At 62.1% G+C, this 11948-nt stretch carries 11 protein-coding genes; 6 read left to right on the forward strand and 5 right to left on the reverse strand.

What is annotated here, in order from left to right:
- Nucleotides 1-67: 67 nt before the first annotated feature.
- Entirely contained in the window at nucleotides 68-718 is a 651-nt protein-coding gene (gene lipB, locus K3724_RS14680; RefSeq protein WP_259986481.1) for a lipoyl(octanoyl) transferase LipB, read from the forward strand.
- On the opposite strand, the gene K3724_RS14685 is transcribed toward lipB, so the two are convergent.
- Both K3724_RS14685 and K3724_RS14690 read right to left on the reverse strand, forming a co-directional pair.
- The gene (locus tag K3724_RS14685) at nucleotides 715-2409 is read right to left on the reverse strand and encodes an alpha/beta hydrolase (RefSeq protein WP_259986483.1); all 1695 of its coding nucleotides are present in this window, start codon (nucleotides 2407-2409) and stop codon (nucleotides 715-717) included. The two genes, lipB and K3724_RS14685, sit on opposite strands and share 4 nt — an antisense overlap.
- Nucleotides 2410-2763: 354 nt before the next feature.
- A complete protein-coding gene (locus K3724_RS14690; protein ID WP_259986485.1) occupies nucleotides 2764-3189 on the reverse strand; it encodes an HIT family protein in 426 nt (141 codons plus the stop codon).
- Between the two features lie 235 nt (nucleotides 3190-3424).
- Between K3724_RS14690 and K3724_RS14695 the strand changes: the two genes are divergently transcribed.
- Together K3724_RS14695 and K3724_RS14700 are read left to right on the forward strand one after the other, a co-directional pair.
- Entirely contained in the window at nucleotides 3425-5098 is a 1674-nt protein-coding gene (locus K3724_RS14695; protein ID WP_259986487.1) for a cytochrome c oxidase subunit 1, read from the forward strand.
- A gap of 155 nt (nucleotides 5099-5253) precedes the next feature.
- Nucleotides 5254-5760 (forward strand): DUF2244 domain-containing protein, encoded by a 507-nt coding sequence (locus K3724_RS14700; RefSeq protein ID WP_259992647.1) that lies wholly within the window; start codon nucleotides 5254-5256, stop codon nucleotides 5758-5760.
- 120 nt (nucleotides 5761-5880) lie between these two features.
- Here the strand turns inward: K3724_RS14700 and K3724_RS14705 are convergent, their stop codons facing one another.
- Nucleotides 5881-6480: a hypothetical protein gene (locus K3724_RS14705; RefSeq protein ID WP_259986489.1), complete on the reverse strand. Its 600-nt coding sequence runs from the start codon at nucleotides 6478-6480 to the stop codon at nucleotides 5881-5883.
- A gap of 51 nt (nucleotides 6481-6531) precedes the next feature.
- Between K3724_RS14705 and K3724_RS14710 the strand changes: the two genes are divergently transcribed.
- Nucleotides 6532-7338 (forward strand): hypothetical protein, encoded by an 807-nt coding sequence (locus tag K3724_RS14710; RefSeq protein WP_259986491.1) that lies wholly within the window; start codon nucleotides 6532-6534, stop codon nucleotides 7336-7338.
- A gap of 34 nt (nucleotides 7339-7372) precedes the next feature.
- On the opposite strand, the gene K3724_RS14715 is transcribed toward K3724_RS14710, so the two are convergent.
- On the reverse strand, nucleotides 7373-7846 hold the full coding sequence (locus K3724_RS14715; RefSeq protein ID WP_259986493.1) for a GatB/YqeY domain-containing protein: 474 nt from the start codon (nucleotides 7844-7846) through the stop codon (nucleotides 7373-7375).
- A 179-nt stretch (nucleotides 7847-8025) separates the two neighbouring features.
- Between K3724_RS14715 and carA the strand changes: the two genes are divergently transcribed.
- Both carA and K3724_RS14725 read left to right on the forward strand, forming a co-directional pair.
- Nucleotides 8026-9186: a glutamine-hydrolyzing carbamoyl-phosphate synthase small subunit gene (gene carA, locus K3724_RS14720; RefSeq protein ID WP_259986503.1), complete on the forward strand. Its 1161-nt coding sequence runs from the start codon at nucleotides 8026-8028 to the stop codon at nucleotides 9184-9186.
- Between the two features lie 109 nt (nucleotides 9187-9295).
- Nucleotides 9296-11230: a glycosyltransferase gene (locus K3724_RS14725; protein ID WP_259986513.1), complete on the forward strand. Its 1935-nt coding sequence runs from the start codon at nucleotides 9296-9298 to the stop codon at nucleotides 11228-11230.
- Here the strand turns inward: K3724_RS14725 and K3724_RS14730 are convergent.
- On the reverse strand, nucleotides 11190-11834 hold the full coding sequence (locus K3724_RS14730) for a GntR family transcriptional regulator (RefSeq protein WP_259986515.1): 645 nt from the start codon (nucleotides 11832-11834) through the stop codon (nucleotides 11190-11192). The two genes, K3724_RS14725 and K3724_RS14730, sit on opposite strands and share 41 nt — an antisense overlap.
- Between the last annotated feature and the right edge of the window lie 114 nt (nucleotides 11835-11948).

An 11948-nucleotide genomic window follows, 5' to 3' on the forward strand; every position in this document is an offset into this window, starting at 1 on the left:
CCTAGGGATTTTACGACCTATTTACCGGCGGGCCTCCAAGGCGGGACGGAAAAGGACGGCAGGAACCATGGTTGAATGGATCGCATCGGACGGTCTTGTTGAATATGATCAAGCGGTTGCCTTCATGGAGGAGCGCGCGGCCTTGATCGCTGCGGGCACCGCGGAAGAATGCATCTGGCTGGTCGAACATCCGCCGCTTTACACTGCCGGCACCTCAGCCAAGCGCGAGGATCTGACCGATCCGGACCGTTTCCCGGTCTATGACAGCAAACGCGGCGGCCAGTACACCTATCACGGGCCGGGCCAGCGGGTGGTCTATGTGATGCTGAATGTGGGCGCGCGCGGCCATGACGTGCGCCGGTTCGTGCAGCAGCTGGAAAGCTGGGTGATCGCCGCATTGGATGAGTTCAACATCAAGGGCCATATCCGCGACGGCCGGGTCGGCGTCTGGGTCGAACGCCCGGACAAGCCGCAAACCGCGGCGGGCGGCATGGCAGAGGACAAGATCGCCGCCATCGGCATCCGCCTGCGTAAATGGGTCAGCTTCCACGGCATCTCGATCAACGTCGAGCCGGAGCTGGAGCATTTCACCGGCATCGTGCCCTGCGGCATCACCGAATACGGGGTAACCAGCCTGGTGGACCTGGGATTGCCGGTCACCATGGCGGATGTGGACGTTGCCCTGAAGCGCAGCTTTGAACATGTGTTTGGCGGCTAACCCTTGCCCTGCGCCGCCGAAACGCAGTCCTGCAGCGCTGTCAGCACCAGTTCCGGAAGGATGTAAAACAGCAGCGCTCCCGCCTCCTGGCTGACACAGAGCTGAGCGTTTTGCTGACCGCCGAAAGTATCGCGGATATCAGACAGCGGCGCGACGTGGTCCTCGCCGCCATGCACAAAAACCGCCCGCGTACGCTGTTTCAGCGCCATCTTCTGCGTCCCCTGCCGAATCATCTGCACATCTGCCAGAAAGCCGGCACCGCCCTGCTGCCGGAACAGCAGCTGGCTTTGTTTAAGCAGCGGCAGCAGGTCCAGCTGATCCAGCATGGCCCTTTCCCGGCTGTTGCGCGCAGTCTGAAACTTCAGCAGCGCCTTGTGCCCGTACCAGTGCAGGGCGCCTGACCAGGCCTTCATCAGCACCGGCAGCATCCAGCGGGCACGGGCAGCGGAAAAGGCCACCAGCCAGGCATAACCGCTAAGTCCGGAGAACTGCCGCGGCGAGGTAATTGTACAATTCGAGGCGACAGCCACCAGCCCGGAGATCCGGCTGTGCAGCCGGTTGGCCGCCGCGCAGCCGTACAACGCGCCGCCACGGTGGCTGAGCAATACCGGTCTTTGCAGATTTTCGCGGGTGATCAGCGCATCCAGCTGTTGCACAAAGGCATCCGCCGGGTCCTGCCCCCGCTGCAGCGGCGCCGAGCCGCCGTAGCCCGCGCGCATCGGCGCATAGACCCGGAACCCCAGGGTCCTAAGCTGCGGCTGCAGGCGCTGCAGCGGCACGATCCCGTCCAGCACCCCGTGCACAAAAATAACCGGCTGTCCGGTTTCCGCACCAAACCGGAAAAACTGGCTGCGCCGCCCGGTTTTGTCCTCAATCTCTTCATAAGGCGGCAGCAGCTCACCCCGGGCAATTTTCATGTCCCGCACATGCTCGTTGATCAGGAATGCGGCCAGCCGGATCAACTCGGCTGCCCCGGGCGCTCCAGCCCTTGCTGCAATCTGTTCCAGCTCCGCTGCCACCCGGCCGCCGGCGCCGCTCATCACCGCCTTCAGCGGGTCAAGATCAGATTTCTGCAGTCCGAAAGCAGACGCCACGGGGCCTGCGGCCTCTGCGCTCCATTCGCAATCCAGCCGCTCTGCCATGACGGCCGCGGCAGGGCCGCCTGCCCCCTCCAGCCGGACGGGGCGGCATAAAAACCGCTCGCCCGGGCGGCCGGTGCCGAGAAGCAGAACGTCCTGCCAGGAAAACTCCCCCTCGCGCACCTGCTCCAGAAAGATGCTCCACCGGTCTGTTGCGGCCCGCGTCAGCCCCATGGCTGCGGCAAGATCGCCGCCGCTGACAAGCTGCCGGGCAGCGCGCTGCGACGCATTCAGCAGGCGCCCCTCGGAGCCGCCGCCAGCCAACAGCCAGAAGCGGCAGCACTCGCCCGAGTATTCACCGGGGTGCGGCCGCCCGGCCCGCTCCCACTGCTGTTCCTGGATCTGTGCCGCCCGCGAGAAATGCGCCTTGAGTGCCGGCACGGGCCTGGGCTGCCCAAAGGTGCGCCAGCGTCCATTGCCCTCTCCGGCGTCCCCCCCGGTTGGCGGACCAGCAGAAAACCGGTCGAATTGCTCCGCCCGGATCATCGTTTCATAAATTGCGGCAACAACCTGGTCCTGCGACAAGGCCTGCGCGCGGCACAAGAGCGTCACTTCGCTCCCTCCAATACTGCTTTCCGCGTCAATGCGACGGCGCGCCCTGCAAGCATACGTTCCGGCACGGGCGTTTTGCCCGCATGTTTCAGGCTGTCAGCCTGGCAACTGAAAATTCCCGGCTGATGCCGCCCCAATCCGGGCTGGCATACCGTGCCGGTCCACCCAATTCTTGGGTTCCCATACACTTGGGCGCGGGCGCCCTCTTTGACCTACAACTAATTTGCGAAACAGCTATGATCAAATTCAACTAAAATTCAACATTTATTTCGAATGCACAAATTCACATTGAAATCACCGCTCTAATTACAGAGGTGATTTCATTTTCTCAAAGGTCCTGCCGCCAAGCCTGCATCAATGTCCGGCGAGTGCTGCGCGGATCTGTTCCGCCTGCGCCTGGATCAGTGCCTGATCCCCCATCGTTCCCGGCGGGCGCAGCCGGTCGCCCTCTTTGCGCGGCAGCACATGCACATGCAGGTGGAACACTTCCTGGCCGCCGGCGGCCTCGTTGAACTGCTGAACGGTCACCCCGTCCGCGCCAAAGGCCCTGATCACCGCATGCGACAGTTTCTGCACCGTCTGCATCACCGCTGCCATCTGCGCAGGGCTGGCGTCCAGCAGGTTGCGGCACGGGGTTTTCGGGATCACCAGAAGATGCCCGTCGCTGCGCGGCATGATATCCATGAAGGCCAGCGTATCGTCATCTTCATAGACACGGGCCGAGGGAATCTCACCGCGCAACAGCTTGGCAAAGATATTATCGGGATCATAAGCGGGCATGCGTCCGGCCTCCTGATTTTGGCATTGCTGCGGTTGTGCGCGCGCCGTGCGGCCAGGTCAAGCACTCCGGGGCGATGCAGCTTTGCCTGGCATTCAAGCCCCTGCGGCAATAAATCTTGATCCAGATCAAACTCCGCCATTGAAGGCCCCGGCACGCCATTCTAATACTCCAAGGAATCCAGGCCGCCCGGAGTCCGTCTCCGGGGGCCTTTCGTTATGCAGCAGGAGGCACATAATGGCAGACGCAGCCATTCATGGTCACGGCCACGAGGACGAGCGGGGCTTTTTTACCCGCTGGTTCATGAGCACGAACCATAAAGACATCGGCATTCTCTACCTCATCGTTTCGGCGTTTGCAGGTCTCATCTCTGTCATCTTCACCGTCTACATGCGGCTTGAGCTGATGGATCCCGGCGTTCAGTACATGTGCCTCGAGGGCGCGCGCATGTTCGCAGACGCCTCTGCGGAATGCACCCCGAACGGCCATCTCTGGAACGTGATGATTACCGCCCATGGCATCCTGATGATGTTCTTCGTGGTGATTCCGGCGCTGTTCGGCGGTTTCGGCAACTACTTCATGCCGCTGCAGATCGGCGCGCCGGACATGGCGTTCCCGCGGATGAACAACCTCAGCTTCTGGATGTATGTCGCAGGCACCTCGCTGGCGGTCCTCTCGGTTGTCTCCCCGGGCGGCAATGACCAGCTGGGCTCTGGTGTCGGCTGGGTTCTGTACCCGCCGCTGTCGGTGAACGAAGGCGGCTACTCGATGGATCTGGCGATCTTTGCCGTGCACGTCTCGGGTGCTTCCTCGATCCTGGGTGCGATCAACATGATCACCACCTTCCTGAACATGCGCGCCCCCGGCATGACCCTGTTCAAGGTGCCGCTGTTCTCCTGGTCGATCTTTGTCACCTCCTGGCTGATCCTGCTGAGCTTGCCGGTTCTGGCCGGCGCCATCACCATGCTGCTGATGGACCGCAACTTCGGCTTCACCTTCTTTGATGCAGCCGGCGGCGGCGACCCGATCCTGTACCAGCACATCCTGTGGTTCTTCGGCCACCCCGAAGTCTACATCGTGATCCTGCCGGGCTTTGGCATCATCTCCCACGTCATTGCCACCTTCGCGCGCAAGCCTGTCTTCGGCTACCTGCCGATGGTCTGGGCGATCATCGCAATCGGCGTGCTGGGCTTTGTCGTATGGGCGCACCATATGTACACTGTCGGCATGTCGCTGAACCAGCAGGCCTACTTTATGCTGGCCACCATGGTGATTGCGGTGCCTACGGGCGTGAAGGTGTTTAGCTGGATTGCCACCATGTGGGGCGGCTCAATCGAGTTCAAAGCCCCGATGATGTTCGCCTTCGGCTTCCTGTTCCTGTTCACCGTCGGCGGTGTGACCGGTGTGGTGCTGTCGCAGGCCTCCGTGGACCGCGCCTATCACGACACCTATTATGTGGTTGCGCACTTCCACTATGTGATGAGCTTGGGCGCTGTCTTTGCGATCTTCTCGGGCATCTATTTCTACTTCGGCAAGATGACCGGCCGTCAGTACAACGAGCTGGGCGCCCAGATCCATTTCTGGATGTTCTTCATCGGCGCCAACCTGACGTTCTTCCCGCAGCACTTCCTGGGCCGCCAGGGCATGCCGCGCCGCTACATCGACTATCCGGAAGGCTTCGCCTATTGGAACAAGATCTCGTCCTATGGCGCGTTCCTGTCCTTTGCATCCTTCCTGCTGTTCTTCGGCGTGGTGATCTATTCGCTGCTGCGCGGCGCCCGCATCACCCAGAACAACTACTGGAACGAATACGCGGACACCCTGGAGTGGACCCTGCCCTGCCCGCCGCCCGAGCACACCTTTGAAATCCTGCCCAAGCAGGAAGACTGGGACCGCTCGCATTCGCACTAAGCGGCTGAGACCCTGACATCAAAAAAAGGCCCCGGAGCAGATGCTCCGGGGCCTTTTTCATGCGCGCGCCCCGCGGTAAAAACCCGCAGTGGAAATCCGGACTTTCCGGCACATCATTTATGAAGAACCCACTTTGCGCAGCAGGCGTTGAACAGATGCCCTACAACTGGACCCGACCGAAGCAAGACGCCGAACGCGAGCTGCACCTCTGGCCGCATCAATCGCTGCCACCGCAGGGCTATGTGCGGTTCCTTGGCTTGACTGCGGCACTGATCTGCGTGCCGCTGATCCCTGTTCTGGGATCGTTCCTGCTGTGGGGGCTGCTGCCGTTCCTGCTGCTGGCCCTGTTCGGCATGAAATGGGCGCTGGACCGCAACCGCCATGACCACCAGATCCTGGAGGTGCTGACCATCGGGAAAGAAGAGGCCCGTCTGGAGCGGATCAATCCCGATGGCGGCCGTCAAAGCTGGCGCTGCAACCGCTACTGGACCCGCGTCGGGATGCACCACCGCGACGGCCCGGTGCCGCATTATGTCACCCTGCAGGGCGGCGGCCGCGAAGTGGAGATCGGAGCGTTCCTCTCAGAAGAGGAGAGAATTGCGCTGTTTGATGAACTAAGTTCCGCCATCCCCGGCACTGAAGTGCCCTTGCCGCCCCGGTGACCACACGCGCAGCCTGAAGACAAACACATCTGCCAAAGTACCGCTTACCTTCAAGCGCCCGGCTGCGATAATTCTTCACCGCTTGTCATCTTCTCTGAAACGGGCCAGAAATCTAGCAAGCTATTTTGAAACAGGCCCTTTTCGCACATGACCGAACACTCTCTGGCAGAACGCAAATGCGCCCGGCAACAACGGGATTTCAAAGAACTGTTCCGCGCGCAATATGTTCTCAGCCGTGACGCCGGGCGAACCTATCCCGGCTGGGAAAAGACCAGCCTGCAGGGCTGGACATTGCACCATGGTACGGCGCTGATGATCCGTCCGATACTGGATAGCACCGGATACAAATGCGGCCTGCTGCTCGGCCATGCATGGAAACCGGGCGGTACATTGGTTCAGGATGCTCTGCTCCTGCCAGCGGCGGCCACCAGCCCGGATTTCGCGCATTGCGTCGATCGGGAAATTACAGAGCTTGGCGGCCGTTACCTTGCTGTTGTTCTGACCCAGGACCTGTCGCGCGTCTATGGCGATCCGGTTTTCGACCTTCCAATGCTCTATGATTCCGCAGAGCAGAAACTTGCCAGTTCGCTTGGGCTGATTCTGGACAGGAACATCGAACCGGATCCAGACATCAATATACGTGCGGTTCTGGCCGGACGGGAGAATATGAGCTTTCAGCGCAGTCTTGACCGCAATGTGCGCCGCGCCGTGGCCAATCACTATGTGGATCTGACAGATTTTTCACTGCACCGCCATTGGCCATACCCAGATATGCAGCTGGACCTTCCGCCGAGCGGGATCGGCGCAGCCGCCGCCGAAATCTCAGTTGGCCTTGCGGCCAATATTGCCGCGCTTGCTGCCAGGCATGATTGTGCACTGCCCGTCACCGGAGGCCGTGACTCCCGCATACTGCTGGCCGCCGCCCTGCCCGCGGCTCAGCAGATCCGGCAGTTCGTTTGCCACAGGTTTCACAACCCATCACGCAAGGATGCCAAAGCCGCTCAGAGGATCCTGGCCTCAGTTGACTTGCCCTTGACCCAATATTTCAAACAGCCCCACAGTCACGCCCTGCTAAAGGACATGCGTCTGAAAATGGGGTGGTCGGGGTTCCGGGGCGAGCTTGCGGCGCTGCCCATGATCCATGATTACCCGCGTGACCACCTGATCCTGCGTGGCAACAATCTTGAGCTTCTGCGCGCCACCCAGTGGCGGCGTGACAAGATTGGCGAGCCGCTGCATATGAAACATGCTATCCGACGCCTGGGCGTCTCGGCTTCGCTGGGCCCCCGCAAGGCGATCCGCAAGTGGCAGGACGACTACATACGCTGGTATGACACGCTGCCATCAAATGCCCGGCCCAAGGTCTACGATTGGGCCTGGCTGGAGTTCTCACAACCTAATTTCCAAGGCCCGTATTTCACCGGCTACCACCATTTGACGATGATTAACCCGTTCAACGAGCGCCGCCTGCTTGCGCAGGCGATCGCCATGCCAGTTCTGGAACGTCATCAGGGGCAGGCAGTAAACAGCGTAATCGAAGCGGCCTACCCGCCGTTCCTGGAGATCCCGTTCAACTAAGACCTGCCAGGCTGCCAATCAGCAGGGCGCGGGATCAGCAGTCGCCTTTGCTGCAAAGCTGGTCCTTGACCATGGGCCCGGCTTTGCCGAAATCCATCTGGCCGGTGTATTTCGCCTTCAGCGCGCCCATCACCTTGCCCATGTCGCGAATCGATTCGGCGCCGGTTTCCGCCACCGCCGCAGTGATCGCCTCGCCGGCTTCCTCGTCGCTCAGCTGCTGCGGCAGGAATTCCTCGATGATGGAGATTTCGCCCAGTTCCCGCTCCGCAAGGTCCAGCCGCCCGCCTTCTTCATAGGCGCGCGCACTTTCGTTGCGCTGCTTGGTCATCTTTCCCAGGATGGCAAGGATTTCCCCTTCACCGATACCGCCCTCTTCACCATCGGCGCGGGCGGCGATTTCCCGGTCCTTGATCGCCGCGTTGATCAGCCGCAGCGTACACAGCCGCTCCGCTGCCTTGTCTTTCATCGCTTGCTTCAAGGCCTGATTGACCTGTGTGCGCGTATCCATCGTAGTAAGCATCCCATGGTTGCCGGACACCGATGGTTATCCATTCTGCACCCGCTGTGCAAGTTTACTATAAATTTCCTATTCCAGACCCCGCGTCTGCCTGCCCGCCGCTGCAGGCTTGACCCGCTTGGGCGCTCCCCTTACAAGCCGATGAATTTCACCGCATGGAGACTCGCGCAATGGCCGCTTCCGCCCCGTCCAAGCCCACCGCATGCCTGGCGCTCGCAGATGGCACCGTCTTTTACGGCACCGGTTTCGGCGCCACCGGCGACACCGTGGCCGAGCTCTGCTTCAACACCGCAATGACCGGCTATCAGGAGATCATGACCGATCCCTCTTACGCCGGCCAGATCGTCACCTTCACCTTCCCGCATATCGGCAACACAGGCGTGACGCCCGAAGATGACGAGACCGGCGATCCCGTTGCGGCCGGCATGGTGGTGAAGTGGGACCCGACCCTGGCCTCCAACTGGCGTGCCACGGAAGAGCTGAAGGACTGGCTGACCCGCACCGGCCGCATTGCCATCGGCGGTATCGACACCCGCCGCCTGACCCGCGCGATCCGTCAGCAGGGCGCACCGCATGTCGCCCTGGCACATGATCCCGACGGCAATTTCGACGTTGAAGCGCTGGTTGCCAAGGCGCGTGAATGGCCGGGTCTTGTCGGCCTCGATCTGGCCAAGGACGTGTCCTGCGCGCAAAGCTACCGCTGGGACGAAATGCGTTGGGCCTGGCCGGACGGCTATGCCCGCCAGGAAGCGCCTGCGCATAAGGTTGTGGCCATTGATTACGGCGCCAAGCGCAACATCCTGCGCTGCCTGGCCAGCGCGGGATGCGACGTGACTGTGCTGCCCGCCACCGCCACCGCCGAGGAAGTGCTGGCGCACAACCCCGATGGCGTGTTCCTGTCCAACGGCCCTGGCGACCCCGCCGCAACCGGCGAATATGCGGTGCCGATGATCCAGGACGTCCTGAAGACAGAATTGCCGGTTTTCGGCATTTGCCTGGGCCACCAGATGCTGGCACTGGCGCTTGGCGCCAACACCGTCAAGATGAACCACGGCCACCACGGCGCCAACCATCCGGTCAAGGAGCATTCCACCGGCAAGGTTGAGATCACCTCGATGAACCACGGCTTTGCGGTGGATGCGCAGACCCTGCCGGAAGGCGTGGAAGAAACCCATGTTTCGCTGTTTGACGGCTCCAACTGCGGTATCCGCATTTCCGGCCGCCCGGTCTATTCGGTGCAGCACCACCCCGAGGCAAGCCCCGGCCCGCAGGACAGCTTTTATCTGTTCGAACGCTTTGCCGAGGCCATGGCCGCACGCAAATCTGCGTAAAAAAGCTGTTAACCATGCCGCCGGGCGGCATGGTTAACGTCGCATTTACCAATTCTTAAACCCCCGCCGCCAGCCTGAAGCCCTCAGGTTTTTTTGTTACGGGGTGGCGATGGGTTTTGTGTCTCAGCCGCTGCGGCAGTTCCGCCCGCCGCGGCCCGCCGGGGAGTATTCTCCGGCGCTGCCGCCGCCGGTAAATGGCCGCAGCATGATGAAGGCGCTGGTGCTACGCCAGCACCAGAAGGCCGCCCTTGGGCGGGTGCTGGTGGCCGAGGGGCTGGCCAGTGAAGACCAGGTCCAGGACACGCTGGCCCGGCAATACCGGATGCAGCGCGCCGACCTCAGCGGCCAGGTCGTCAATCCCCGGCTGCTGGCCCGCAAACCCGCACAGTTCTGGCTCCGCCACTCTGCGCTTCCGTGGATGCAATTCGGCCAAACCGTCACCGTTGCCATTGCCCACCCGGACCAGTTCGAGATGCTGCGCGGCGAACTGCAGGACAGTTTTGGCTGCATCACGCCGGTGCTTGCCTGCGAAGCGCAGATCACCGCTTTGTTGACCGCGCATTTCAGCCCCGCCCTGGTGCGCCAGGCCTGCTGCAGCGTGGCTTCGCGGCAAAGTTGCCGCAGCCTGCAGCCTGCAAGGGGCCGCGCATTGCTGACAGTCTGTGCCCTGCCCGCGCTTTACCTTGGCTGGACCGCCCCCGCGGCGGTCTTCACCGCTCTCAGTCTGCTGGCGCTGCTGTCGGTGCTGCTGTTCACCATGCTGAAGCTTTGCGGGCTTGCAGCCTATTGGTCCGGCCGGACCCGCTGCCGGCCTCCGGCGCAGATGCCCCTGGCCTGTCAAACCGGCTTGGGCAACCGGCCCGTCATCTCAATCCTGGTGCCGCTTTACCAGGAGGCCGAGATCAGCCGTGCACTGCTTACCCGCATCCGTAAGCTCAGCTACCCGCCGGCCCTGACCGATGTGATCCTGGTGCTGGAGGAACATGACGCCGTCACTCGGGCAGCCCTTGCAGCCACCCGCCTGCCACCTTGGATCCGGGTGGTTGAGGTTCCGGCCTTTGGCGGGCTGACCACCAAGCCGCGGGCGCTGAACTATGCATTGAACTTCTGCCGTGGCGACATCATCGGTGTCTGGGACGCCGAGGATGCGCCGCAGGCGGATCAGTTGGACCAGGTGGCACAAGCCTTTGCCCGCGCTGGCAGAAACACGGCCTGTTTTCAAGGTGTTCTTGACTACTACAACCCCGCCACCAACTGGATTTCCCGCTGCTTCACGCTGGAATACGCCAGCTGGTTCCGCATCGTTCTGCACGGAATTTCCCGGCTTGGCCTGGTGGTGCCGCTGGGCGGCACGACAATGTTCATCCGCCGCAAGGTGCTGGAGGAGCTGGGCGGCTGGGATGCCCATAACGTCACCGAGGATGCGGATCTGGGTGTCCGGCTCTACCGCGCCGGCTACCGCACCGGAATGTTGCCCAGCACCACGTTTGAGGAAGCCAACTGCCGTCCCTGGCCCTGGGTCAAGCAGCGCTCGCGCTGGCTGAAAGGGTTCATGGTGACCTATCTGGTGCATATGCGCCAGCCGCTGCGGCTGCTGGGTGACCTTGGCTGGAAACGGTTCCTAGGGTTTCAGGCGTTCTTCCTGGGCACCATCGGGCAGTTCCTGTTTGCGCCGGTATTGTGGTCGTTCTGGCTGATAGCGCTTGGCCTGCCGCACCCCAGCGCCGGCACGGCTTCGCCGCTGCTGCTGTCGCTGGCGGCCGCGGCGCTGGTGTTTTTCGAGTTGCTGGGACTGGTCATCAGCGCCACCGCCGCCTTTGCCATGGGGCGGCCCTGGCTGGCGGCCTGGGCGCCTGCGATGATCCTCTACTATCCGATGGGCGCCATTGCTGTCACCAAAGCAGCGCATGAGCTGCTCGTCCGGCCGTTTTTCTGGGACAAGACGGCGCATGGCATCAAACCCGCATCCAAATGCCGCGGTGCCTGGCTTTGGGGCTGGCGGTTTATCCCCGCCCGCTGGCGTCCTGCTTCAGCCGGGTCATGAAAGCAATCGAGATATGTTCCTTCAACGCCTCGCCCGCTGCTGCCTCGTCGCGGCGGCCGATTGCATCAACGATACCCTTGTGCTCGGACTGGGCAATCTCGCTGCGGCCCTCGGCGGCCAGCGAGGTCGTCGCCATCAGCGCCATGGTCCGGTGCACCAGGTCCAGCTGCTGCACCAGATAGCGGTTGTGCGACGCCAAATGGATCTGTTCATGGAACCGGCGGTTAGCCTTGGACAGCGCCAATGGATCACTGATCAACTGGTCGTCGGCCTCGACCATTTCTTTCAGCACCTTGATCTCTTCTTCGGTGGCATGGCGCGCCGCCAGCTGCGCTGCCAGCCCTTCCAGCTCGCGCCGGACCACATACAGCTCGGCCATCTGGTTGTGGTCGAGCGAGGCAACAATCAGCGACCGCCCGTCACGCTCCAGCAGCGATTGCGTCTCCAGCCGCTGCAGCGCCTCGCGGATCGGAGTGCGCGAGACGCCAAAGCGTTCGGCAAGATCGCTCTCCACCAGCCGGTCGCCGGGCTTGTAAACGCCGACGTCGATCGCCTCGAGGATCAGCGCATAGGCATCTTTCTGGTTGCTGCGGCTCTGGCTCATGGGTCTTCCTGTCATTTCCGGTTTGCCAATCTCTACAGCGCAGCGGGCAGCAATCAAGCCTGATGGCGCTAAAGCGCTGAAAACCCGCAGTCAAAATGCGCTTTTGATTGCAAT

Source organism: Leisingera sp. M658 (assembly GCF_025144145.1).
Lineage (GTDB): Bacteria > Pseudomonadota > Alphaproteobacteria > Rhodobacterales > Rhodobacteraceae > Leisingera.